Annotated in this window: 22 protein-coding genes; 8 read left to right on the forward strand and 14 right to left on the reverse strand. The window is 70.4% G+C overall.

Annotation, left to right across the window (positions count from 1 at the left end):
- The 3 genes from ACIQIB_RS37790 to ACIQIB_RS37800 form a co-directional block, all read right to left on the reverse strand.
- Positions 1-1,157 (reverse strand): tyrosine-type recombinase/integrase (locus tag ACIQIB_RS37790; RefSeq protein ID WP_400763755.1); only part of this gene is annotated, 1,157 nt, incomplete at its 3' end.
- Positions 1,157-1,381: a helix-turn-helix domain-containing protein gene (locus tag ACIQIB_RS37795; protein ID WP_400763758.1), complete on the reverse strand. Its 225-nt coding sequence runs from the start codon at positions 1,379-1,381 to the stop codon at positions 1,157-1,159. The genes ACIQIB_RS37790 and ACIQIB_RS37795, both read right to left, overlap by 1 nt.
- The gene (locus ACIQIB_RS37800; protein ID WP_400763760.1) at positions 1,381-1,719 is read right to left on the reverse strand and encodes a replication initiator; all 339 of its coding nucleotides are present in this window, start codon (positions 1,717-1,719) and stop codon (positions 1,381-1,383) included. Before ACIQIB_RS37800 ends, ACIQIB_RS37795 begins: the two co-directional genes overlap by 1 nt.
- Here ACIQIB_RS37800 and ACIQIB_RS37805 point away from each other — a divergent pair.
- From ACIQIB_RS37805 to ACIQIB_RS37820, 4 genes are all read left to right on the forward strand, one after another.
- Positions 1,709-3,277: a polymorphic toxin-type HINT domain-containing protein gene (locus ACIQIB_RS37805; RefSeq protein WP_400763763.1), complete on the forward strand. Its 1,569-nt coding sequence runs from the start codon at positions 1,709-1,711 to the stop codon at positions 3,275-3,277. The two genes, ACIQIB_RS37800 and ACIQIB_RS37805, sit on opposite strands and share 11 nt — an antisense overlap.
- Positions 3,274-3,753 carry a hypothetical protein gene (locus tag ACIQIB_RS37810; RefSeq protein WP_400763766.1) on the forward strand — a complete coding sequence of 160 codons (480 nt, stop codon included), beginning with the start codon at positions 3,274-3,276 and terminating at the stop codon, positions 3,751-3,753. Before ACIQIB_RS37805 ends, ACIQIB_RS37810 begins: the two co-directional genes overlap by 4 nt.
- A 1,894-nt stretch (positions 3,754-5,647) precedes the next feature.
- On the forward strand, positions 5,648-6,124 hold the full coding sequence (locus tag ACIQIB_RS37815; protein ID WP_400763769.1) for a hypothetical protein: 477 nt from the start codon (positions 5,648-5,650) through the stop codon (positions 6,122-6,124).
- Positions 6,125-6,302: 178 nt separating this feature from the next.
- A complete protein-coding gene (locus tag ACIQIB_RS37820) occupies positions 6,303-7,106 on the forward strand; it encodes an SAM-dependent methyltransferase (protein ID WP_400763772.1) in 804 nt (267 codons plus the stop codon).
- 9 nt (positions 7,107-7,115) lie between these two features.
- On the opposite strand, the gene ACIQIB_RS37825 is transcribed toward ACIQIB_RS37820, so the two are convergent.
- From ACIQIB_RS37825 to ACIQIB_RS37850, 6 genes are all read right to left on the reverse strand, one after another.
- Positions 7,116-8,009 carry a helix-turn-helix domain-containing protein gene (locus ACIQIB_RS37825; protein WP_400763775.1) on the reverse strand — a complete coding sequence of 298 codons (894 nt, stop codon included), beginning with the start codon at positions 8,007-8,009 and terminating at the stop codon, positions 7,116-7,118.
- Between the two features lie 148 nt (positions 8,010-8,157).
- Positions 8,158-8,349 (reverse strand): DUF397 domain-containing protein, encoded by a 192-nt coding sequence (locus ACIQIB_RS37830; protein WP_400763777.1) that lies wholly within the window; start codon positions 8,347-8,349, stop codon positions 8,158-8,160.
- A 527-nt stretch (positions 8,350-8,876) separates the two neighbouring features.
- Entirely contained in the window at positions 8,877-10,697 is a 1,821-nt protein-coding gene (cas3, locus tag ACIQIB_RS37835) for a CRISPR-associated helicase Cas3' (RefSeq protein ID WP_400763780.1), read from the reverse strand.
- Between the two features lie 887 nt (positions 10,698-11,584).
- Complete coding sequence (locus ACIQIB_RS37840; RefSeq protein WP_400763782.1) at positions 11,585-12,109, reverse strand: hypothetical protein; 525 nt, start codon at positions 12,107-12,109, stop codon at positions 11,585-11,587.
- 141 nt (positions 12,110-12,250) lie between these two features.
- Positions 12,251-12,811 carry a hypothetical protein gene (locus ACIQIB_RS37845; protein ID WP_400763784.1) on the reverse strand — a complete coding sequence of 187 codons (561 nt, stop codon included), beginning with the start codon at positions 12,809-12,811 and terminating at the stop codon, positions 12,251-12,253.
- Positions 12,812-12,859: 48 nt separating this feature from the next.
- A complete protein-coding gene (locus tag ACIQIB_RS37850; RefSeq protein WP_400763785.1) occupies positions 12,860-13,270 on the reverse strand; it encodes a DUF6924 domain-containing protein in 411 nt (136 codons plus the stop codon).
- A 102-nt stretch (positions 13,271-13,372) separates the two neighbouring features.
- On the opposite strand from ACIQIB_RS37850, the gene ACIQIB_RS37855 reads away from it, so the two are divergent.
- Entirely contained in the window at positions 13,373-13,999 is a 627-nt protein-coding gene (locus ACIQIB_RS37855; protein WP_400763787.1) for a hypothetical protein, read from the forward strand.
- 1,078 nt (positions 14,000-15,077) lie between these two features.
- On the opposite strand, the gene ACIQIB_RS37860 is transcribed toward ACIQIB_RS37855, so the two are convergent.
- From ACIQIB_RS37860 to ACIQIB_RS37880, 5 genes are all read right to left on the reverse strand, one after another.
- Positions 15,078-16,010, reverse strand: a complete 933-nt coding sequence (locus ACIQIB_RS37860) for a C40 family peptidase (protein ID WP_400763789.1) — start codon at positions 16,008-16,010, stop codon at positions 15,078-15,080.
- Between the two features lie 257 nt (positions 16,011-16,267).
- Positions 16,268-17,689 carry an acyl-CoA synthetase gene (locus tag ACIQIB_RS37865; protein ID WP_400763791.1) on the reverse strand — a complete coding sequence of 474 codons (1,422 nt, stop codon included), beginning with the start codon at positions 17,687-17,689 and terminating at the stop codon, positions 16,268-16,270.
- A gap of 177 nt (positions 17,690-17,866) precedes the next feature.
- Positions 17,867-18,829 (reverse strand): electron transfer flavoprotein subunit alpha/FixB family protein, encoded by a 963-nt coding sequence (locus ACIQIB_RS37870; RefSeq protein WP_400763793.1) that lies wholly within the window; start codon positions 18,827-18,829, stop codon positions 17,867-17,869.
- A 48-nt stretch (positions 18,830-18,877) separates the two neighbouring features.
- Positions 18,878-19,663 (reverse strand): electron transfer flavoprotein subunit beta/FixA family protein, encoded by a 786-nt coding sequence (locus tag ACIQIB_RS37875; protein ID WP_400763796.1) that lies wholly within the window; start codon positions 19,661-19,663, stop codon positions 18,878-18,880.
- Between the two features lie 322 nt (positions 19,664-19,985).
- Entirely contained in the window at positions 19,986-20,399 is a 414-nt protein-coding gene (locus ACIQIB_RS37880; RefSeq protein ID WP_363615295.1) for a thioredoxin family protein, read from the reverse strand.
- A 213-nt stretch (positions 20,400-20,612) separates the two neighbouring features.
- Here ACIQIB_RS37880 and ACIQIB_RS37885 point away from each other — a divergent pair, with 213 nt between their 5' ends.
- The 3 genes from ACIQIB_RS37885 to ACIQIB_RS37895 all read left to right on the forward strand — a co-directional run bounded on the left by ACIQIB_RS37885 (position 20,613) and on the right by ACIQIB_RS37895 (position 23,378).
- Entirely contained in the window at positions 20,613-21,038 is a 426-nt protein-coding gene (locus ACIQIB_RS37885) for a DUF4395 domain-containing protein (protein WP_363615297.1), read from the forward strand.
- Between the two features lie 230 nt (positions 21,039-21,268).
- Entirely contained in the window at positions 21,269-22,048 is a 780-nt protein-coding gene (locus tag ACIQIB_RS37890) for a lysophospholipid acyltransferase family protein (protein WP_363615300.1), read from the forward strand.
- 139 nt (positions 22,049-22,187) lie between these two features.
- The gene (locus ACIQIB_RS37895; RefSeq protein WP_400763799.1) at positions 22,188-23,378 is read left to right on the forward strand and encodes a TolB family protein; all 1,191 of its coding nucleotides are present in this window, start codon (positions 22,188-22,190) and stop codon (positions 23,376-23,378) included.
- Positions 23,379-23,525: the final 147 nt, after the last annotated feature.

Consider the following 23,525-nt stretch of genomic DNA (forward strand, 5'->3'; position numbering starts at 1 on the left):
CCGTTGCGCTGAGAGGCGCACGGCGGGTTCGGAGAGCGGTCCGGGGAAACGGACCGGGAGCAATCCCGGCACCGCGCCCCGGGCCGACTCACCAAACGGATGCGGCGGAGCCTGGCCCGGCGGAGCAGGGCGGTGAAGTGCCGGGTGAGCGTGGCCCCTTCGATGGGGGCGCCATTGGGCCGGGTGAAGACGTAGCCGCTGTCCTTCCAGCCCGCGCCCGCCGCATCGCGTTCCTGGCGCTGCTGGTCGCGGTGCTGTTCGAGTGAGCGCAGGCACGGCGTGGGCAGGGCGATCCGCCGCTCGGAACTCTGGGTCTTGGTCGGCAGTGCGGTCAGGCCGCCGGAGTTGGTGCGTTGGAGGGTGCGCCGGATGCTGGCCGTTCCGCCGGCCAGGTCGAGGTCTTCCCAGCGCAGGCCGAGGAGTTCGCCCTTGCGCAGTCCGGTACGCAGGGCGAGTTCGAACAGCGCGCTCAGTCGGTGGCCGCTGGTCGCGGTGAGGAACGCGCGTGTCTCCTCGGTGGTGAGGGGTTCGAAGCGACGGGGGCGGGGTGTGCCCATGCGGACGTTGCGGGCGACGTTGCGGGGGATCTCCTCCTCACGGACGGCATGCTCCAGGGCCGACTTGAGTACGGAGTGCACGTAGGCCAGGGTCAGCGGGGAGAGGCGCTTGGAGCAGCACTTCCCGACGGCGCAGCACTGCGGCTGGTCGCGGGTGGTGTCGAGGCCGCGTGCACAGCACTGGCAGGTGGTGCGGAGCTGGTCGAGCCAGGTGCGGACGTCCTTGGCAGTGAGCTTGGCGAGCTTCTTCCTGCCGAGGCCGGGAATGAGGTAGAGGCGGGTGCAGGCGGTGTAGCGGGTGTGGGTGTTCTCGCGGAGGCGGTGGATGGCGACGGTCTCCAGCCAGTAGGTGAGGAAGGCTGCGACGCTGCCCTGGGCGGAGGCGGCGGGGACTCCGCGGTTGCTGGTGGCGATCTTCTCGGTGAGCTTCGTCAATGCCTCCTTGCGGGTGCTCCCGTAGACGCGGACGCGCTTGCGGGTGTCGCCGACGGCCAGCACGTAGCCAGCGGCTTCCCAGCGGCCGTCCTTTCGCTGGTAGACGGTGCCGTCCCCGTTGGCGCGGATGCGGCGGGAGGCGGGGGTGTCGCGGGGCGCGGTCATCAGGCGGCTTCCTGTTCGAGTCGGGCGCGGATGAAATCGGTGAGGGCGCGGGTGGGGATGCGGCGGGAGCGGCCGAGGGTGATCGAGCCGAGTTGCCGGGTGCGGAGCAGGTCGTAGACGGCCGAGCGGCCGAGCTGGAGGCGGGCCATGACCTGGGGGACCGTCAGCAGTTCCTCGGCAGTGTTCGGCCGCGGCGGGAATGCGGCGGGCGCGTGCGGCGTCATCAGCAGCCCCCTTCCGCCGTGAACTGGCGTTCCAGTTCTCTGCTGTGCCGGACGGCGGCGGCGAGGAGTTGCGCGCCGGGGGTGTAGCCGGAGCCGTGGTAGGTCCAGTGGCCGATGAGGAGGGTCGTGTTCGGGTCGAGGTCGGGCAGGTCGGCGTGTGTGCGGGCTTGTTCGGTGCGCCAGGTGCGGCGTTCGTCGCGCAGTTGGCCGAGGGTGACGGAGTAGCAGCGGGACTTGGTGGAGAAGTGGCCCCGGAAGCCGAGCATGTGTGCCCTCTTCCAGAGCTTGAGGTCGGTGAACTCCGGCCGCTGGCCCAGGTCCCAGCAGGTGCGGATCATCTGCCGTACGTGCCGCTCGACGGCCAGGCGGGGCAGTGGGCGGGACTGGCCGGTACCCGATCCCGTCACCGACGCGGGTGACCCGCAGCAGTGGAATGCCTACGCGTACGCCAACAACAGCCCCGTCAACAAGTCCGACGCCAATGGCCTGAAGGTCGGTTGTGACTTCGCGGCCGAGTGCAGTAACAACCACGATTACGTCCGTAGCAACGGCCAGGCTGTTGATGCGGTGTTCATCTACAGTCCTCCGGCCTCGACGGCGCCCACCCCTCCGCCTACCGCAGACCAGCAGAAGGCCCAGGAGCAGAAGGCCGGGGCGGAGAAGGTCAGGAACGAGGGAAAGCGCAAGCGCGACGAGATCGTGCACCAGGTCGTCGACCTGATCGGTGACCTGATCGGCTTCAACGACGCCCGTGACTGCTTCACCAAGGGCGACGTGATGGCCTGCGTCAACACGGCTCTGAACGCGGTTCCCTGGGGCAAGCTCTTCAAGGCCGTCAAGGTCGGTATCAAGGCCTTCAAGATCTACAAGGAGATCGACAAGGCCTACGACATGATCCGCTCCGGCGAACGCGCCATGGCGGACGCCGAGAAGGCCATCGTCCGGGCCAATACGGCTGCAGCCGAAGCGCGGGCAGCGGAGAGAGCCGCCGCCAAGGCCGCCGAAGAAAAGGCGGCCAAGGAAACCGCCACAGACGCCGCGGGCACAGAAGGCAAAGCCGTCGCGGCCGAAGCAGACGAAGCGGCCGGCACCAGCTGCCCCCTGCGCAGGAACAGCTTCCCCACCGGCACCCAGGTCCTGATGGGCGACGGCACACTCAAGCCGATCGAGGAAATCCACGACGGCGACGTCGTCATGGCCACCGACCCCCAGACCGGTGAGACCCGCCCCGAGACCGTCACCGCGACCATCACCACCCCCGACGACAAGGACTTCACCGACCTCACCCTCACCGACGAAGCGAGCCCCCGCGGCCCGCCCGCCGACAACCCGGCGAAGATCACCTCGACCTACCACCACCCCTACTGGAGCGAGACCCGCCAGCAGTGGGTCGACGCCGGCGAACTCACCCCCGGCGAGCACCTCCGCCGACCCGACGGCACCACCCTCACCATCCAGTCCGTCCGCAACTACCCCTACGCCGTCACCACCCACAACCTCACCGTCAGCCTGCTCCACACGTACTATGTACTGGTTGGTTCCACGTCAGTACTGGTTCACAATTGTGCAGCGCCCACTATCAGAATTTCTCCGGCCGCATCTGACTGGGCCACGAAGGGCGCGCACATGCATGTCGGAAGTTCCGAGGTTCGGATCTTCCCAACAGGTGACGGCGGGGTCGGATTTGAGGGACTTCGCATGAGTAATGGAATGGCCAGTGCGCGTGATGTGGCAGCCGCACGAAATGCCATCATGAGCAACCCTGAAATGAGAGCCGATCTCATTGATAAGGCGCGATCTGCTATGGCAGATATGAATGATCACAACTGGGGAAACTCGGTCAATCGAGCACCAGAAATGAACTTCCTTATCAAAGCACTGGAGAAGATCGAGTGACGGTCATCAGCTTCCTTGCGAGCGCAGCAGTGACAGGAACTGTCGCAGGCTTGGGCCTTGGCGCCTCGCCGGGACAGATCCGCGATGCACTGGGGGGCCAGTGCATCGCGGATCGGAGGAAGAAGTCTCTGCGTCTGGATTACGGGCTTCTGGAATTCAACTTGTTTGAAGGATCCTGCGAGACTATCGCGATGCAGGTTCATCGGCTGGCGAACGGGACTGAGGGTCTAGTTCCCTCTGTCTTGAGCGCCTACTTTCAGGGGCTCTCGCGAGGGATTCCATTTCAAGCTCTTCGCGATGAAATCGAGAGAGATGGCACCTGCTTGTTGGAGGAACTTCAAAGGCAGCATGGGTATCGGTGCTATCGCGTCGCCAAATCTCATGTGAATCTCTACGTTGTCGATGAAGTCGCGCCGAAGGGGGAGCCCCTCGCTCCCGGTGATCTGTGGTCGATCATGATCTCTGGGCGCGGTTGACGGCAACACCGCCGGACGCCGCAGCCCCCACGAGGTTCTCGTGGGGGCTGCGGCGTGTCAGACCGCAGTTCAGCGGACAGCTGTCGCGGCAAGGGGTGGACCGTCAGGTCCGTCGTTGTTGCCGAGGACGCTGCTCAGGGTTTTGATGGCCTGGCGCTGGAGGCGGAGTCGGACCGTCGACCCGGCCGAGCTCCAGGCTCGCCAGGTGGGCCCGGACCCTACCGCAGGCGGTAGGGTCCGGAGGTGCCGCGACGGTGCAGGGGCCGGGTCGGTCCGCTCACGGGCGTTGCCAGGGGTGGGGCGGCCGAGTCGGGATCACCGAAGCCATGCTCGGCGCCGCGCCCGCAGGGATAGTCCCCTTCCCAGACGCGCGCGGCACGGACACGGGGTCAGCCCCGCACGCTCGGAGACATCAGAGCAGGCCGGTTGATATCGGCGCCCTGCGGAGGGGCAGCCGGCAGGGTGGCGTGAAGTTGCCTTGGCGGCTTAAGCGTTGGTGCGGGAGGGGACCGCGTGCCGTGTACCGGGAAATGGCCTGACGAGGCGACCGCCTCCGGCGATGCGCCAAAGAGGTGGATGGGCTTGTCCGCTGGTGGTCAGCATCCGAGAATCCCGCCGATCAGCTCGCCGAGGAGCCGGACGGCGGCCCGGGTGCCTTCCCGCCGGCGGTGGTTGCGTCCAGGGTCGAGCCGGCGCGGCGGCGCGGGGCGGTGCACCCGCGGGCGTCCGGTTCGTCGCGTGGCCCTGGTGCGCATTGCTCGGTTCATCTTGTCCAGCCCTTCCATGTGGCCGCTGGGGGGGGCGGCGCGTGGCTGAACTGTGCCCGGTGCCCGGCGTGTTCGTGGCTGATCCGCTGTTTCCTGTGGATAAGTACCCGCCTGTGGACAAGGACCATCCCTCGAACGGGTGCCTGTGGCAGCGGGGCCGCCCGCTGGGGGAGGGGGGCGGTAGCGGATGTGCCAGCAGTCCGAGACTAACGGTTGAGCGTTCAGCGTGCGGGCCTGGTGGATCCGCGGGCGCGGTGTGACCATCTCGATCTCTTCACGCCGGTGGTCGAACGGTCGTGTCGAAGCTGCGATCCGGAGCAGGACGCGCCGGTCGCGGAGATGACGATCTGATCCTCGCCCCGGGTCTTCCGGCGGCAGTGGGAGAGCCGGCGTGAGGTTCTCGCGGTTGGCGGGCACATGGGGGGCGTGTGTGTCGGCGCTCCGGGCCCGGCAGGGGCGCGCAGCGCTGGTGAACGCGCTGTCGCGGCAGATCGAATTTGTCCGGAGGCTGATCGAGTGTGGCCGGTCCTGCTGTCGTTGGCGGGTGCTGCCGGTGCTGCGGGCCCTGTTCATCAACGTGGTTTTCCACGGTGTGAGTTGAGGGTGCTTGGCGGTGCGTTGGAGCCGTTCGCGGGCGGTAGCGTTTTCGGTGGCTCCGATGCGGAGCTGCCCCGGACGGTGTGCGACCACTGTCCGGGGCGTTGGTCGTTCGATCACGAGAAGGTTGGCACCCATGCATGAGCGAACTGCCCGAGGGCGGGCTTACCCGCCCTCGCGGGCCCCTCAATCTAGCAGCGGTCCGCGGAGGCCCGTGGGATTGCGCGCGGCCGCCCTGGTCGCGTCCGGGTTGCTGTGCGGCAGCACGGCGCCCGTGCTCGTCGTGGCAGGGATGGCGTTGGGGGGCCTGCGGGTTGAAGCCGAGCAGGCCCTGCTGGTCGCGCTGTTGATGCAGGCCGGCGCCCCGCGGAGCGGGAGCGGAAGCTCGGACTTGCGGCACTGACGGAGCCGCCGGTGCGGCCCGCCCGTGAAGGGGCGGGCCGCGCCCGGGGCGCGTGCCGCTTCCTTTGCGGTCCGCCGCCCGAGGCACCTGTCCGTGTTCACGACCGAGTTGACGTGGGGAGGCCGCGATGCCTGCTGACCGAAGCCGACTCTCCCGGCGCCGGTGCCGTTCCGGCATCGGCTTCACCGCCTTCGTGGCCCTTCAGGAAGAGGGCTACCTGCGATACGCGCGGGCGCGGCTGGGCGACCGGGCTCTGAGCCAGGTCGCCGTCGAGATGGCGTTCGAGCGTGTGGAAGTCCATTGGGACCGGGTGCTGTTGGACAGGCGTCCGGGGGCGTATGCCTGGTGCATTCTGCGGGCCGCTGTCGTCGCGGTCCTGGGGGCCTGTCCTTCGGCGGCTGAAGGGGACAGGCTGCACGCCTGTCTGCCGCCGGCGCCGGCCGACGCCGCTCTCCTGCACCACGGGCTCGGCATGCCGGTCGGGAAGGCCGCGCAGCTGATGGGAGTCGACGAGCCCGACGTGCGCGCCGGTCTGCTGACGGCCCGGCGCCTGCTGGGCGCCAACGCCGTCATGCCTGAGGAGGTGTACTTCTCGAAGTTCTAATCGCATACCGAACGGACCGGCGCGCGCTCCGGGGCGTGATCGCCCAGGTCGCGCGAAGGTTCGTCATGAATGCACCACGTCACCCGATCCAGCGGTGGTGTGCTTCGTGCTGCCCCTCTACGATGGATGGATCAAGCCGCCGGGACCGGACCGGGGTTGCCGGACACGGAGGGGTACCGTGGGCGAGTCCGATCTGACGAGCCGGGTGAACGTGGAGATCCCGGCCGCAGCGAGGATGTTCGACTTCCTGGGAGGCGGGACCAACAACTTCCCCGCCGACCGCCGGAGCGTCGAGGACCTGCTCGCCCTCGCCCCCAGCAGCCGCGAACTCGTCATCCAGAGCAGGGCTTTTCTGCTGCGGGCGGTAGAGAGTGTCGTGTGCGACCACGGGATCACCCAGATCCTGGATCACGGGTCCGGGTTCCCGGCCGAGCGCAATGTCCATCAGGTGGCCCAGGCCGTCGACCGGAACTGCAGGGTCGTCTACATCGACAACGACCCGACCGTGATCCTCCACAGCCGGGCACTGCTCGACGAGAACGAGAACGTGCGGATCCTCGGTGCCGACATCGCCGATCCGGCAGCCATCCGCCAGGGCACCGAGGGGTTCATCGACTTCGACAAGCCGGTCGCGATGCTGTTCGTGTCGGTCCTGCACTGCTTCGCCGACGACCTCCAGGCGGCCGCGATCGTCCGTGAGAGCGTCCGGGGCCTGCCGCCCGGAAGCGTCGTCGTCCTGTGCCAACTGGCCAGCGATCGAGCGGACTTCCGCCGGCAGGTGACCGGCTTCATGAGGGAGCGCACCGGCGGCAGGTGGGGGCGGGTGCGAAGCCGGGACGATGTCGCCGATTTCTTCGACGGCCTCGACGTCCAGGAGCCCGGGCTTGTGGACGTCAGCGACTGGCGCCCTGACACCGAAGTGCTCGCACGTCAGCGCAGCCTTGAGTGGATCACCTACGGAGGGCTCGCCGTGGTGCGGTGAACACCGTCCTCAGAGCTGCTCCAGGTACCCGGCCTGCGCCTTCAGCAGCAGCTCCTGGCTGCCGGTGCGGTCCAGGGAATGCCCCATCAGGCGCCACAGCATCTCCTTGGCGTAGGTGAACTGCGACGGCCCCTTGGACTGCGCGTCCTCGTCGTCGGTCGGCACCAGGTAGTCCGCGGCCATCAGGCCCTCGTTGTAGATGAGTTCGGGCAGACCGGTGGTGCGGAAGTCGAGGTGGGTGATGCTGGTGATGCTGGAGGCGGCCGTGCAGTCCCGGGGGACGACGCGGATGCCGTAGCCGGGGGTCTGGGTGAGGCGGATCAGCCGTTCCATCTGCTCGACCATCACCTGCGGTGAGCCCACGGTGCGGGTGAGGACCCCCTCGTCGATGTAGTGGACGGTGCGGACCTCGGCATCGCGCACCCGGTGCTGGCGCTGCAGCCGCAGCGCCACCCGCCGGTCGATCTCGGAGTCCATGGATCCGGGGAGGTCGCCGGCGATGAGCGCACGGGCGTACGCCTCGGTCTGGAGGAGGCCGGGGAACACGACACGCTCGTAGCCGTAGAGCTTCCAGGCCTTCGCCTCCAGGGCGATGAGCCGTTCGACGAAGCGCGGCAGCAGGTCCCGGTAGGGGGCCGTCCACTCGGGCTGCATCGCATGGCGCGCCAGCTGCTCGAACTCGCGCAGGACCTCCTGGGGGACCTTGTACGTGCGCATCAGCGCCCGTACGTCCTTGAGCGTGACCGGGTTGTTGCCGGTCTCGAAGCGGCTGAGCTTCGAGGCTGAGAACCCGGCGGTCCTGGCCGCGGCCTCCTTCAGCGTGGTCTTGTCGCGCAGAAGACGAAGGCCGGTGCCGAGCAGAATGCGGGAGGCGGTCGGACTGTCCGCCCCGGAAGCCGCCATGCGGGCGAACCCGAACACATTTTCGGCGAAATTCTGGCCCTGATTACCGGCCGACACGCGGGACCTCCCCAATAGCGAGCATCGACACTCGATTGTGGCACAGCGCGGTCCCGCGTGTCGCGTGGCGAATTACCCGACTAGCGGGTCATCAGGGGCACGTGTGATCGAATTCTCCGGCCTTTGACCCTCCGAGGAATGTCCTGAACTCGTCAGGCGTGAAGATGAGCGCCGGTCCGTCCTTGTGCCGGCTGTTCCGCAGCGCGATATCACCCCCCGGCAGGGCGGCGACCTCGACGCACTGTCCGACGCCGTTGCTCGCCGCCGCCTTGATCCACTTCACACCCGGGATCGTGTCCGCCCGAACCCCATTGGCAATCATGTCTCACTGTCCTTTCTGTCGTGGAGGAGAAAAGGTTTCCGCAGGGCCCCTTTCCGCGCTGGAAGCCGCAGGTCAAAGGCCCAATGCAATCCCACCGCGCAATTGCGAAGGGCTGCGTGAATCCTAGGGCGCACAAAATCGAACGCGCCTGCCGCCGATCGGGTGAAGAGCGGAAACTCTCAAAGGATGGTAATTTTGGCTTTCTTTACCAATTTATGATCGCTCCTGAATGAGCCGGCATCGGTCGAAGGACTTCAGCGGGCCGGTGGCCTCAGGGATATTGGGCAGAGCCCCGGACGGATCGCCTCATCCCCTGGCCGAATCCACCGCGACTGCCGACAGGAAAGCGACGGCCCGCACCGCGAGGAGCGGGCGGGCCGCCACCTGTATGAGCTCCAGGCCGTGCTCGCCCGATGCGCATCAGACGACGTTCCGGACGGCTGGTAGCAGTTGCCCCCTGAAGACGTTCAGCCGCAGCAGGCCCCGGGCTACAGGACGAATGCTGTGCTGTCTTCCTTCTCGGAGGGGTCCAGTCCCCGGTTCGGGTGGTATGCGCCGTGCCAGAGCAGAAGGTCGCCGATGACCGGTTCGGCGAGCCCGGCGGCGAGTGCGGCTCTGGCTTCGTGGCGGGGGAGTGAGGCGGTGTGCGGCTGGAGGCGTCGCAGGGGTTCGGGGCCGCAGGGGTAGGGGGAGCGCAGGGCGGCGATGTCGGCCTCGATGCCGTCCCTGTCGGCCTCGTGCCGGATGACGACGACGGGCTGGCTGTACTCGTCGTCGATCATTCGGAAGGCCTTGTCGACGGCGGGGAACTCCAGTCGTGTCCGCAGGTCGTCGATCCCTCCGCCCATGGTGGCGGGGCTGCTGCCGTGGAGGCTGTAGCGGAGCTGGTAGTACCGGCTGAGGGCGTCGAGGTCGTCGGGTGCCGCGAGGTCGGGGCCGATGTGTGCCGCGGTGGCCTTGAGTGCCGCTTCGTAGATGGTGTCGCGGGGCTGGCCCGCGTCGTGGATCTGAAAGACGACGACGGTGCCCTCCGGCAGCCGGCCGTCGCGGTTGCAGCGTCCTGCGGCCTGCTGCAGGGATTCCGCGGGTGCCCAGGCCCGGAAGACCCGGGGGAAGTCGAGGTCGACGCCGGCCTCGATGAGCTGCGTCGACACCACGTGGACGTCGTCGCCGGCATCGAGCACGGCCCGGATCTGCTCGATGGTCGCACGGCGGTGTTCCGCCGTCATCCGCGTCGACAGGTGGAGGACCGGGCCCTGCGCGCGGTCCTCCAGGAGACGGTGCAGGCGCGCGGCGTCCTTGGTGGTGTTCACCACCGTCAGCGTCTGGCTGCCGCTGTGGCAGGAGATCTCCTCGGCCATCGACTCCCAGGTGACGTGCGGGCCGCTGCGCCAGTCGTACGCGACGCGCCGCAGTGCGGTGAACAGGTCGGCGGGGTTGTCGATGAGCTGGTGGCGGGGCAGACCGTGGAGCTGGGCCAGGGACCAGAAGTCCGGCTGGGTCGCCGAGACGAGGACGACGGTGGTGCCGAAGCGCTCGACCAGCCCGCGCAGGCCGCTGAGGATCGGGACCAGGAGGTGGTCCGGCAGGGCCTGGACCTCGTCCAGGACGATGACCGACTTCGCCAGGCGGTGGAGCTTGCGCATGGCGGCGGGCTTGTGGGAGAAGAGCGATTCGAAGAGCTGGACGGTGGTGGTCACGACGAACGGGGCGTCCCAGTTCTCGGCGGCCGTGCGTGCCCAGCAGGCGTCCTGGTCGTCCAGGTCCACGGAGCTGTGGTGCTCCAGTACCGTCGGGGGAAGGTCCGGGTCGTCCGGGTTGAGCAGGTCCCGGTAGACCTGGGCGTTCTGCTGGGTGATGCTCACGTAGGGCACGGCGACCACGACCCGCCGCAGGCCGTGCGCGGCCGCGTGGTGCAGTGCGAATCCCGCCGACGCGAGGGTCTTCCCGCCACCGGTCGGTACGTGGAGCACGTACATGCCGGGCTCGTTCACGGCGGAGGCCACCGTCTGCTCGTAGACGCGGCGGCGGATGCCGTCGACCGGCGACGGCGGGCGCACCGCGAGGGCCCGCCGCCGGCGTTCCTCGAACACGCCGGCCAGGGCGGCCATATCGGTTTCCTCACGGACGGCGGCAGGCAGGCCGGTGAAGTGCGCGCTGGTGTCGAGGAAGTCGGCGTCCACCACGCAGCTGAACAGCATCCGCAGCAGCAGGTCCCGCGCGAGCGCGGCATCCGGGGTCGACGGGCCCGCGAGCCACTGCGGCAGTCTAGTCGTACTTTTCCAGAACTCCACAGGCCAGCGACCCATGCAATCCCACGTGCAATTTGCCCCGGGCGAGCGAAATGAATCATTGCGCCTGAAAATCGAACGGCGCCACTCCCCAATCGGGTGACACTGAAGCGAAAATTGATTAATGATGATCATCCGCTGGTCGGACTCATTTCACATGCGTCGGGAATAGTCCACAGATTTGCTGGCGCAGGAGAAGGCGCAGATCAGCCCGATGGTCTCCTGGCCTTCGACGGCATAGGGCTTCCGGATGCCGGCTACCAGCCACCGGTCATATCCACCGGCTGCTACGAGGCGAGGCGCGCGGCACAGCCCTGAGCCGGCCCGTGTTCACGGGCCGCGACGCTCCGCACCAACTCGGCCATAGTCAAGAGAACTTCGCGCTTCCCGCCGACTCGGCACATCACCGCCGAATGCCCGAGCCATCAGTACGCTCCCACACGCTCCGCTCCCCTCCAGTGCCTGGCCAGGTGCACGGGGCGCTCGTCGAGTAGGTGGATCGTCCACGGCGCCCAGGACAGGCCTGTCAGGTCAGGCGTTCCATGGCGACCAGGTAGCCGCAGGTGTTCGGCGAGCCCTCCGGGGCCGGGTCGGACGGCAAGAACCGGCCGGTGGTCGAGTCGTACAGGCGGCGTACCGGTCGCAGGACGGAGGGCTGCTGCTTCCCGGCCCGGTCGGCGGAGGCCCCCGGGATCGCCGATCTCCGAGATGGGACGGCGCCGGGTTCTGCGCCGGCTTGAGGCCGGAACCGGCTCCCGCTGGGCCTGGCGGCGTACCGCGCCCCGGTGCTGGACGCCCTCGCCGTGGTGCGTGCAGGTCCGCATCCACCGCTCTGGGCCCAAACGGCACCACGCTGGCAACCGGGCAGGCGGCAACCGGGCCGAGCAGCGACTCGGCGCGCCGGGCTACGGCCGGTGGTAGCGGCCCGGGTCCACCTGGCAGGCCTGGAGGCCCGCAGCGTTGACCGGGCGCGCCTCGATGGGGGTGGGCCGGCCCAGGCCTCGCCCCGCGTCAATCTCGTGCGCGAGGGGTGTTGCGGGGAGGGCGGGGAAGTCGGGCTGTGGCCGATGCCGGGGACCCGCGGGGAACACAGGGCGGGTCGTACCGATCACGCGGACGATGTCCGCAAGTCGTCGCGTAGCCTCGTCGGGCATCGGCAGCTCCCGGCGGCGGGCCTTGCCCGGATCCAGTTCGACGGCTTCGCCGCCGGCATCCGCGGCCTTCAGTCCTGCGATCTCCTGCGTGCGCACACCCTGCAGGACCAGACCGAGGACGCGGTCGGTCGAGGTGCGGGAGGCCCGGTCGACCGTCGCCTTCGCCGCCCCGGCCGGGAGGATCAGCGGGTCCCGCTCGGCCTCGGCCTCGTCCCGGCGTCGCACCCGGCCTCGAAGTGCCTCTTCCGCCCGCCGCCACGCGTCCTGGCCCGTCATGCAGTACACGCTACCCGTATCGCGTGCTGCATGACACTGGGTCCGGTCCGCGCGGCACTGCGGCCGGTCACCCGGGTCGCCTTCTGTTGTGACGCGGGCCGCGCGGCCCGCCAACTGCCCCGGGGCCGAGCGGGCTTCGGGTCACTCTCCGGCGGCGAGCCAGTGCAGCCGCCCGTCCCTGGCGTAGGTCCGGCACGTCAGGGCCACGCCCGCCGAGGACGTCACGGTGGCGCCGGCTTCCCGGCACTTACGGTGTGGCTCGTTGCAGCTGCCCTTCTTCTTCCCCACTGTCTGGGCGCAGTTCTCGGTGTCGTGTGCCTCCTGCCCGGCGGGCGAGAGGTTGTCGTAGTTGCTCCCGTCGTGCCGTCCGGGAGAATCGCTGCCCGCGGTGCCGGTTCCGGCCTCCGCCCCGCTTCCGGCACGCTTGGTCGGCGAGGCGGCCGGCCCGGGCGGGGTCGGCTCGGTTGTCACCGTCCTCGGTGCGGGCGGCGGGACCGGCACGGGCGGGGTCGGCGAGGTCGGCGGCAGAAGTGTGGGCGGCGCGGCCGAAGTCGCCGACCCGGTGAAGGAGACCGGCGCCGGAGACGATGCCGTGCCGGACGTACCGGGTCCGCAAGCCGTGGCCATGGCGAGGAGCAGAGCCACGGTGGCGACCGCCGCCGTCTTCGGCATGGTGCGTATGCTGATCTCGGAACGGGGCATCAGGCCAGTCTAGGCGACTGTTGATCTTGGCCCGCTGGGCGGCCTGGCTCAGAAGTCCCTGAACACCCCGTCCTCGTCGACGGCGCGGGCGAAGTCGTCGAAGTCCATGTTCGAGATCGACAGGTTGTTCTCGATCCCCCAAAGCTCTGCGGCGACAACCCGGATGGAACGCCCCGGCTCGCCCCACAGGTCCACCACGACGACCGGCAGTTCGGCCGAGCCCAGCGCCACCGTGTCCGCCAGGACGAGCAGTGGGCGCCGGTAGTCGCCCGGCAGCAGGCGCCTCGCCTCGGCGCAGGTCACGCCCGCGAAGCAGGGATTGTCCACAAGTTCGACGTCGGAAAGGAACCCGTCCTCGTTCGGGGTGGCCAGGGCCTCACGCAGACGCTCCCACGACGCGGGGCTAGAGAAGTCGGTACGCACCACCAACGTGGCCAAGCTGCTGGGAAGTTGAGTCACGAGACGACGGTACCGCGAGGCCGGCGAACCGTCCCGATCACGGTGTCACCAGTTCCCTGGGGCCCGGCGATGGGGGCGGTGCACGATGCGAGGATGGCACCCATGACGACGATGCCGACGGGCTGGCGCCAGGTCCCGATGCCCACCGAGGTAAAGCCTCTGCCACGGGACCCGCGCGGATACCTCGTGGGTTGGACGACCCTGTGGGAGAGCGGCACACGGACGCTCCGCAAGGTCGCCGGCACCGGCCCCACCCTGGTCTGTACCTGCGTGCCCGGCCGTGGCCGACCCCTGCTCGGGCAGGTGTGCCCACAGCGTCAGCGCGCCTGCATGAACGAGCGGCGGTGCCAGCTGTGCGGCCTGCGCATCAAGCACCGCTTCCGGGCAGTGTTCGTAGCGGGAGCGCCCAAGGGCGACGGCCCGGGCTTCGTCATCGAACCTCCCCTCCATCGCTCCTGCGCCGCCTACGCGATCCAGGTATGCCCGCACCTGATCACCGGCCACCGCGGCGGCGACCTGCACGTCGCCGAGGTCCAGGAGTACCACCTGCTGGAGCAACGGGTCCGCCCCCAGGGCCGGGACCTGTCCGCCGGCCTCCTGCCCCAGGTCTTCGCCCCCGGAGACACCGACGCCCACGCGTTCGGAGCCCTGGACAACCTCGTGGCCGCACCCCAGGGCCCGTGGACGCCCGCGGCCGACTGGCTGAAACACACCCGGACGACCGCATAGGCCATGTGCCGGCCGCCCCGGCAGCGGATCGACCACCCGATCGCCTGGCTCAGCGTCGGCACGACCGTCCTACCCGTCGGCTGCGTCGTGCGCGACGGCTGAACTCCTCTCCGCGGCGCTCTACTTCGCACCCGGGCCTGGGGTGACCCGCACCTGTGCCTCTGCCTCCCGTCGATCGGTCAGAATGAGGCTCGGCATTGCGACGGAGCACTGCGGCAGCCCTGGAGGTACGGATTCGTGACCCGCTATAGCATCGACCCCGACCGGCACTAGCGGGCTGAAGGTGCGCGGCGCGGACGAGCGCCGACCGTGACGCGAGGACGCAGAGACGCAGCCGCCTAAAGATTCGGTTGTATGTAGCGAGCAAGAGGCTGACCCTGATGGCGGCGGCCACCTGGGTGTGCCCGGCGGGCCCGAGTCCCCTCGTCGGCGATAGCTCACGGCGCCCCTGGTTGACCGAACGGTCCCGGATCTGGAGCTCCATCGCAGCCGTCTCCCATCCGTCCCCCATGGGAGACGGATGGGAGAAAGATCTTCCCAATCAAGACTAACTAAGGCTAGCTATAGCTAAGTAAGGCTAGGTTTCGGAGCGAATAAAAGCAGGCAGGACGCCGACCTGGCCTTATGTCGACACAGCCGTTGATCCAGACGATCACAACGTCCCCTGCCCTCGACTTCGCCCGGTGCGGTTCACACCGGGCGGCGCCCCCGTCAGCCGAACCAGCGCCACCCGAGGTGGTACCCCCGCCGCGCCGGTCCCCATGCCTCCCCGCCGGGCCTGGCCCGCACGGTCCGCCCCGCCCTTGACAGGGGCATGCGCCCTGGCCAGATGCCTCGCGGTTCGACCAGGCGGACCGGTCGGTACGGCGGCTCCCGACGTCAGGAGAACCGGCCCGCCCGCCCAAAGTCCTACGGTCCCACCGGCCGCCGCCACCCCGATAGGCGCTTGCACCAATCTGCGCGCTCCCACCACACCCCACACGCCCAGCGCACGGGACACCCCGCACGCCCCCGCCCCGTGATACGCCGGTGCCCGGACCGAGCGGCCCGGGCACTGGCATCACACCGGACACACGCCTCAGGGGCGGCCCATGTGGGTGGGGTAGTAGCCGCTGCTGATCCGGGACACCCGGACCTTGGTTCCGGGCCGGGCGGCCTCCACGTACTGGTTGTCGCCGAGATAGATCGCCGTGTGGTGGATGCCCCGCGCGCTGCCGTCGTCGGACCAGTAGAGCAGGTCGCCCCGCTGCAACTGGCCGGCGCGGACCGGGGTGGTCGCCGCGTACTGGTCGTTGGCCACCCGGGGCAGGGAGATGCCGCCGTGCCGGAACGCCTGCTGCACCAGGCCGGAGCAGTCGTAGCCGTCCGGACCGTTTCCGCCCGTCCTGAACGGCTTGCCCACCTGCGCGAGCGCGTACTGCACGGCCGCCTCCACGTCCCCGTTCGCCGCCGGGGCCGAAGTCGTCGGCGCCCCCGACGGAGCCGGGGCCGAGTCGGCCGGACCGGTGGAGCCCGAGGAGGAGCCGCCACCTCCGGTCCTGGCCTGGTAGACGTCGGCGTGGGTGGTCCAGCGCCACTGGCCCTGACTGTTCTTGAACCAGTACCGCGAGCCGTCCCAGCCCTGGGTGATCCCCCCGGACGAGGAGCCGGCCGTGGTCGCGCCGGACGAGGAACCGCCGGAGCCGGAGCCGGAGCCGCCCGTCCTGGCCTGGTAGACGTCGGCGTGGGTGGTCCAGCGCCACTGGCCCTGACTGTTCTTGAACCAGTACCGCGAGCCGTCCCAGCCCGCATGGGCCGGTGCCGGGTCGGCAGCCGCGCTGCCCACCCCGGTCCCGAGGCCGAGCACGCCGGCTCCGGCCGCGATCACGGCCACCGAGGCCATCCCCCGCCGGACCCGCGCCGCCCGGGAGGTCCGGGCGGAACGGGCCGCTGCCCGCTGGTCGTTGGTGGCTACGGGCTGCCCGGTCGGATCGCCGGTGATGCCCGGTGCGCCGGTGTTGACGGTCGTCATCCTGTCTGTCTTCCTTTGCTGAGCTTCGCTGAGCCTTACGGAACACGACTGATCCAGCGAGCGGCCCCACCGGGGTGCGAACGCTCTCCGGGCGACACGCCGCGGCTTCCGGCCCTGCGGCCGGAAGCCGCGGCGTGTCGCCCAGTGATTCAGTTCTGCCTGCGTGTCACGTTAAGCACACGTTCGCTCACGGTGCGCAGTGGAGTGGGCCAAAGGGGTTCACGGAAGATGAGTGACCGTCAGCGGGTGACTTCCCGTCACCCTTGCGCCGACCCCGCCAGCAACTGCTTCTTCAGCACCTTTCCCATGGCGTTCCTGGGCAGGTCGGCCACCAGCACCACCCGCCGGGGCCGCTTGTGCACCGAGAGCCGCTCGGCCACAAAGGCCGTCAGCTGTTCCCCCGTCACCGCACCGTCCGGGATGACGTAGGCGACCACCGCCTGGCCGAGGTCCTCGTCGGGCGCGCCGACCACGGCGGCGTCCACGACCGCCGGGTGGTCACGGAGGGCGGCCTCCACCTCACCCGCGCCGATCCGGTAGCCGCCGCTCTTGATGAGGTCCACCGAGGCCCGGCCGACGATCCGGTGGAAGCCGTCCTCGCCGATCACCGCGACGTCCCCGGTGCGGAACCAGCCGTCCGCCGTCCAGGACTCCGCGTTGGCGTCCGGCCGGTCGAGGTACCCGGAGAACAGGGTCGGGCCGGCCACCTGCAGCTCGCCGACGCTCTCGCCGTCGGACGGAACGGGCCCGCCGTCCTCGCCGACCAGCCTGGTCCGGACGCCCTCCAGCGGCAGGCCGACGCTGCCGGGGCGGCGCTCGCCGTCCGCCCGGGTGCTGACGGTGATCAGCGTCTCGGTCATCCCGTACCGCTCGACCGGGGCATGGCCGGTCAGCGCGGCGAGCTTCTCGAAGACCGGGACGGGCAGCGGAGCGCTGCCGGAGACCAGCAGCCGGGCCGAGGCCAGGCGCCCGGCCGCCTCCGGGTCGGCGGCGAGCCGGGACCAGACCGTCGGCACCCCGAAGAACAGGCTGCCGCCGGAGGCCGCGTACCCGGCCGGGGTGGGCCGTCCGGTGTGGACCAGCCGGCTGCCGGTGCGCAGGGCGCCGAGGACGCCGAGCACCAGACCGTGCACATGGAACAGCGGCAGGCCGTGCGCCAGCGTGTCCTCGGCGGTCCACCGCCACGCGGCGGCGAGCGCGTCCAGATCGGCGGCGACGGCGGCGCGGCGGATCATCGCCCCCTTCGGCGCTCCGGTGGTGCCCGAGGTGTAGAGCACGAACGCGGTGGCGTCCGCGGCGGGCTCGGCGTACGTGGTGGCGGAACGCTCCGTCAGGTCCACCGGCAGCGCGTCCGTTCCGGCGGCCGACGGCACGTCGTCCCCGGCGGCGTGCGCGAGCAGGGCGGCGCCCGAGTCACGGAGGATGTGCGCGCGCTCCTTGGGCCCGGAGTCGGGCGGCAGCGGCACCACGGGTACGCCGGCCAGCAGCCCGCCGACCACGGCGACGACGGTCTCGGCGGTGGGCCGGGCGTGCACCGCCACCGCGGGGGCACCGGCCACCCGGTCGGCGACCGCGGTCGCCGCGGCGAGCAGTTCCTCCCGGGAGAGCGCCCGCCCGTCGATCCTCAGCGCGTCGCCCGAATCGCCGTAGTGGCCGTGAAGTGCCGTCAACAGTGTCATGCGTCTGCCCTCGCCCTCGCTCGCGGTGTGGCGCCGTGCCGCCGGTCGTGCGCCGACTCTACGGGCCGTCGCACCGCCCGGTCCGCAGGCCGCCGGGCCCGGACACCCGCAGGTCACGACGGAGGGCGCACCCGGAAGTCTCCCGGGTGCGCCCTCCGTCGTACGGGCCGGGGCGGGTCAGCCCTTGCGGGCCTTCACCTCGGCGGTGAGCTGGGGCAGGACGGCGAAGAGGTCGCCGACCACGCCGTAGTCGACCAGCTCGAAGATCGGGGCCTCCGGGTCCTTGTTGACGGCCACGATGGTCTTCGAGGTCTGCATGCCGGCCCGGTGCTGGATGGCGCCCGAGATACCCGCCGCGATGTAGAGCTGCGGGGACACCTGCTTGCCGGTCTGGCCGACCTGGTTGCTGTGCGGGTACCAGCCGGCGTCCACGGCGGCGCGCGAGGCGCCGACGGCCGCGCCGAGCGCGTCCGCGAGCTCCTCGACCACGCCGAAGCCCTCGGCGGCACCGACGCCGCGGCCGCCGGAGACCACGATGGCGGCCTCGGTCAGCTCCGGGCGGCCGGTGGAGACCCGCGGGGTGCGCGAGGTCACGGTGGCGGCGTTGCCGGTGAACGCCACGGTGACGTTCTCCACCGCGCCGGCCGCCGGAGCCGTCTCGGGGGCCACCGCGTTCGGCTTGACCGTGATCACCGGCACGCCGTGCGACACCCTGGACTTCACCTGGAAGGAGGCGGCGAACACCGACTGGGTGGCGACCGGGCCGTTGTCGCCGGCCTCCAGGTCGATGGCGTCGGTGATGAGGCCGGAGCCGAGGCGCAGGGCGACGCGGGCGGCGACCTCCTTGCCCTCGCCGGAGGAGGTGACCAGGACGGCCGCGGCCTCCGCGCCCTGGGCGATCTGGGCCAGCGCGTCCACCTTGGGGACGACCAGCTGGTCGGTGAACTCGGCGCCGTCGGCGACGTACACCTTCGCCGCGCCGTACTCGCCGGCCTTCGCGGCGATCTCGGCGGCGGCCGCACCGGCACCGAGGACGACGGCCGACGGCTCACCGATCCGGCGGGCCAGGGTCAGCAGTTCGAGGGCCGGCTTACGGACCACACCATCGGCGTGGTCCACGAGAACCAGGATCTCAGCCATGATTCGTTGCTCCTGAGCGATCGTTGGATGCGCGTACGCGGTGTGGGACTAGATGAACTTCTGCGCGGCGAGGTACCCGGCGAGCGCCTTGCCGCCCTCACCCTCGTCCTTGACGACCGTGCCCGCGGTCCGCGCCGGACGCGCAGCCACCGACTCCACCGCCGTCCACGCACCCCCCAGACCGACCTCGCCCGCCCCGATCCCCAGATCATCCAGATCCAGCGACTCCACCCGCTTCTTCTTCGCCGCCATGATCCCCTTGAACGACGGGTACCGCGCCTCACCCGACTGGTCCGTCACCGACACCACCGCCGGCAGCGCCGCCTCCACCAGCTCCGTCGCCGCGTCACCGTCCCGACGCCCCCGCACCACACCACCCGCGACCGACACCTCCGACAACAGCGTCACCTGCGGCACCCCCAGCCGCTCCGCCAGCAGCGCCGGCAGCACACCCATCGCCCCGTCCGTCGACGCCATCCCCCCGATCACCAGATCGAACCCCGTCCGCTCCAGCGCCTTCGCCAGCACCGCCGACGTCCCCATCACATCCGAACCGTGAACACCCTCGTCGTTCACGTGCACGGCCCGGTCCGCACCCATCGACAGCGCCTTGCGCAACGCGTCCTTCGCATCGTCCGGCCCCACCGTCAGCACCGTCACCCCGGCACCCTCGTTCGCCTCCGCGATCCGCAGCGCCTGCTCCACCCCGTACTCGTCCAGCTCCGACAGAAGGCCGTCCACGCCCTCCCGGTCGGTGGTGTGATCCTCCGCGAAACGACGGTCCCCCGTCGCATCCGGCACGTACTTCACACAGACAACGATCCTCAAGCTCACGGCCTGTCTCCTGTACTGGTCTCGTCCGGCGGCTGCGGCTGTGCAAGCGGGCGCGCACACGGCTCGCACCCGCTCCGGGCAGCGTGTTCCCGTGCCGGTCCGGAACTTCCTGGCAGCATACTCGGCAGTAGTCCGACGGTCACTACTGGCCAGTAGCTTACGCCGCCGGACCGGGCCGGAGGGCCCGCACACCGCCCGCGACGGCCCGGAACGAACCCCGGTCCGCGCGAACCGCAGGACGGGTCCGCACTGCCTCAGCGCACATCCTGCCCCAGCCCGCACCCGACTCCACCCGACGGGGCGGCCCATCCGGCCCGCACGGTCAGACCGCCTCGCCCAGTGCCGCGATCACATCCGCCTTGCGCGGCAGCCCGGCCGCCCTGCGCACCACCCTGCCGTCCCGGTCGAGCACCAGGACCGTCGGCGTCCGCAGGACGTCCAGCCGGCGGACCAGCTCCAGCCGCGCCTCTGCGTCCAGCTCGACGTGCGCCACACCCCCGACCATGCCCGCCACCTCGGCGAGCACCCGTCGGGTGGCCCGGCAGGGCTGGCAGAAGGCCGTCGAGAACTGCACCAGCGTGGCCCGCTCGCCCAGGGACTCCCCCAGCTCCGCCGCCGACAGCCGTACCGCCCCGTCCTTCGTCCGCACCCGCAGCCTCCCGTCGCGCCTGGCCCGCAGCAACCCGAACGCGCTCGCCACCGCGAGCACGACACCGCACACCACCAACCCGGTCATCCCCCCAGTCTGCGGCAGGCCCCGCGAGCTCCCGCAGGGAGGTCGACCGCCGGGGCCGCACCCGCGTACGATCACCGCGTGGACTCCGACCGCCCCGCACAGCCGCTGCTGACCTCGCGCCGCGTGGTCGACCTGTGCCGGGCCGCGGTCTCGCGCTGTCGCTGACGCGCCCAGCCGTCACCCCCCCTTCGCGCCCTCTCCCCCGGAGCTCCCTTGCAGATAGACCCCCGCGGCCCTCGTTTCGCCGCCGCGCTCACCACGCTGGTCCTCATCACCGTCCTGATCAGCGGCAGCGGGGTTCTGCTCGCCCTCCAGGCGGTCGTCTTCGCCTTCGGCGCCCTCGGCGGCCCGCACCTCTCGCCGTACGGCTGGCTGTACCGCACCCTGGTCCGCCCCCGCCTGGCCCCGCCGACCGAGACCGAGGACGAACGGCCTCCGCGCTTCGCCCAGGCCGTCGGCCTGGTCTTCGCCGTCGTCGGCACTCTCGGCTACTTCACCGGCGTGACCTGGCTCGGCCTGCTGGCCACCGCCTTCGCCCTCGCCGCGGCCTTCCTCAACGCCCTGTTCGGCTACTGCCTCGGCTGCGAGATGTACCTGCTGATCCGCCGCACCCAGGGCCGTCTCGACGCCTCCGCGTAGCAGCACCCGGCCCGCGGCCGCAGAAGTTCCCGGTTCCGGTCATCACGGAAATCACACCCCTGCATCCCGCGTGACCGGACGCCTCAGGTGACAGCAGGCACTCGTTCGGGGGATCATCTCCGTGTATCACCCGTGGCCGCCGCGGCGTGCCGCGCCTCCGGTCGGCCCCCACGTACGACACGGGTACCGCCGGACCGGGCCAGCAGGCCCGTGGGAAGTCAGGACTGACCGTGGCAGAGTTCGTGTACCCGCCCGTGATCGGCGCCGCACTGGCCGTCTTCCGCACGCTCGACGTGCGCATCAAGATCGTGGGCGCCGAGCACATCCCGGCCAAGGGCGGAGCGGTACTGGTGAGCAATCACATCAGCTACCTGGACTTCCTCTTCGCCGGCCTCGGCGCCTACCGCGGCGGCAAGCGCAAGACCCGTTTCATGGCCAAGGACGACGTGTTCAAGCACGGTGTCTCCGGCCCGCTGATGCGCGGCATGAAGCACATCCCCGTCGACCGCACCGACGGCCAGCCCGCGTACGAGGCCGCGGTGCGCGCCCTGCGGGCCGGCGAGGTGGTCGGGGTGTTCCCCGAGGCGACCATCAGCCGCTCGTTCATGCTGAAGAAGTTCAAGACCGGCGCCGCGCGGATGGCCGCCGACTCCGGCGCCCCGCTGCTGCCCGTTGTCCTCTGGGGCACCCAGCAGCTCTGGACCAAGGGCCGTCCCAAGACCCTCACCAAGCGCCATGTGCCCGTCACCATCATGATCGGCGAGCCGATCGTGCTGGCCCCCGGCGACAAGCCCGTGATGGTCACCCGCCGCCTGCGCGCCGCGATGAGCGAGATGCTGGACCGCGCCCAGCGCGAGTACCCCGGCAAGCCCAGCGGCCCGGACGACACCTGGTGGCTGCCCGCCCAGCTCGGCGGCACCGCGCCCACCCTGGAGGCCGCCGAGGCCGAGGACGAGGCGGAGCTCACCGCGAAGGCCGAGCGCCGGGCGGCCCGGGGCCAGACTTCCTGAGGCGTTCCCGCCGGTACTCCGTGTGACCGAGCGGGCGCGGGCCGTCGCGTGTCGGCCGATAGTCCGCTCTCCCGATCTGACACAGTGACAGCTCCCCCGGGGGCCCTCGTCCTGAATCGGAGACGGAGATGAGACGCGGATGACCGGCACACGGCTGTCACTCACGACCACGGCCCGCACACGCACCAGCGCCTGTGCGGGCCTCCTGCTGGCGGGCGTCATGCTCACCGGGTGCGGCGCCGAGCCGGGAGAGATCCCGCTCAGCGAGATCCTCGCGGAGTCCCCGTCCGCCACCCCCACCCCCGAGGCCGCCGTAGCCGACGCCACTCCCGGAGTGGCCGGGGCGGCCACAGCGGCGACGGCCTCCACCGCGCGCAACGGCCTCATCGTCAGCCGGACCTTCCTCGACGCCGACCGGAGCACCAGCGCCATCTTCACCGTCGCGGCCGACGGCACCGGAGAACGCCAGGTCACCCAGCCGTCGGCCAGGGGCCGTGACGATCACCCCGACTGGTCACCGGACGGCACCACCATCGCCTTCGACCGAAGCGACTCACCGGACGGCCTCGCCCGGATCTGGACGGTCTCGGCGGACGGCGAGGGTGCCCACCAGGTCGGCGAGCTCTGCGACGCCGAGGCCGCCGACTGCGTCAACGAGCAGGAGCGCGCGCCGGCCTTCTCCCCCGACGGCAAGCAGCTGGCGTTCAGCCGCGCCTGGGGCGCGACCAACCCGGCCGGCGGCGACCAGATCCAGTACTCCGACCTCTACCTCATGAGCCCGGACGGCACCAGCGCCCAGCGGCTGACGTTCCTGACCAACGACAAGCCCTACTCCGGCGAGGTCAGCAATCCGAGCTGGTCCCCCGACGGCAAGCAGCTCGCCTTCGAGTACCGGACCAGCGCCACCGGCCAGCCCGCGAGCGGCCGCGCCATCTACGTCGTCAACACCGACGGCACCGGCATGCGTCGGCTCACCCCCTGGGAGCTGCGGGCCGGCGAACGGGCGAGCTGGTCCCCCGACGGCAGCCAGATCATGTTCACCACCTACCCCGCCGGCACCGACTACGCCCCGGGCGGAGGCATCTACACCGTCAACACCGACGGCACCGCCATCGGCGCGCTCACCCCCGGCCCGTCCGACGTCTTCTACGACGCCGCCTCCTATGCCCCCGACGGACAGTCCATCGTCTTCGCCCAGGCCCCCGCCGGCGGCAGCGCCGACCTCTTCAGCATGCGGACGGACGGTACGAACGTCACCCGGATCACCAGTACCGCGGACCGCTGGCGGAGCCGCCCGAGCTGGGGGACGGCGATCGCTGCCGCCCCGTGAATTCCGGTGGGGGGCATCGGTGACATCGGCGGCATCGGTGACACAAACGCAGGGCCGTAAACGCAGAGAACCCCCACCCGGAATCGGGTGGGGGTTCTCTGGAATAATTGTTCGGCGGCGTCCTACTCTCCCACAGGGTCCCCCCTG

Origin of the sequence: Kitasatospora sp. NPDC092286 (assembly GCF_044755565.1) — a bacterium.
In the GTDB taxonomy this organism is placed as follows: Bacteria; Actinomycetota; Actinomycetes; order Streptomycetales; family Streptomycetaceae; genus Kitasatospora.

Coding starts and splice junctions, on each gene's coding strand:
- ACIQIB_RS37825 (WP_400763775.1), bottom strand. CDS start 8,009: ATGGCGGCTTCCGGGGCGGACAGTCCGACCGCCTCCCGCATTCTGCTC.
- ACIQIB_RS37880 (WP_363615295.1), bottom strand. CDS start 20,399: ATGACCGGGTTGGTGGTGTGCGGTGTCGTGCTCGCGGTGGCGAGCGCG.
- ACIQIB_RS37845 (WP_400763784.1), bottom strand. CDS start 12,811: ATGCCCCGTTCCGAGATCAGCATACGCACCATGCCGAAGACGGCGGCG.
- ACIQIB_RS37860 (WP_400763789.1), bottom strand. CDS start 16,010: ATGACGACCGTCAACACCGGCGCACCGGGCATCACCGGCGATCCGACC.
- ACIQIB_RS37815 (WP_400763769.1), top strand. CDS start 5,648: ATGCCTGCTGACCGAAGCCGACTCTCCCGGCGCCGGTGCCGTTCCGGC.
- ACIQIB_RS37800 (WP_400763760.1), bottom strand. CDS start 1,719: ATGATCCGCACCTGCTGGGACCTGGGCCAGCGGCCGGAGTTCACCGAC.
- cas3 (WP_400763780.1), bottom strand. CDS start 10,697: ATGGGTCGCTGGCCTGTGGAGTTCTGGAAAAGTACGACTAGACTGCCG.
- ACIQIB_RS37895 (WP_400763799.1), top strand. CDS start 22,188: ATGACCGGCACACGGCTGTCACTCACGACCACGGCCCGCACACGCACC.
- ACIQIB_RS37865 (WP_400763791.1), bottom strand. CDS start 17,689: ATGACACTGTTGACGGCACTTCACGGCCACTACGGCGATTCGGGCGAC.
- ACIQIB_RS37870 (WP_400763793.1), bottom strand. CDS start 18,829: ATGGCTGAGATCCTGGTTCTCGTGGACCACGCCGATGGTGTGGTCCGT.
- ACIQIB_RS37840 (WP_400763782.1), bottom strand. CDS start 12,109: ATGACGGGCCAGGACGCGTGGCGGCGGGCGGAAGAGGCACTTCGAGGC.
- ACIQIB_RS37855 (WP_400763787.1), top strand. CDS start 13,373: ATGACGACGATGCCGACGGGCTGGCGCCAGGTCCCGATGCCCACCGAG.
- ACIQIB_RS37795 (WP_400763758.1), bottom strand. CDS start 1,381: ATGACGCCGCACGCGCCCGCCGCATTCCCGCCGCGGCCGAACACTGCC.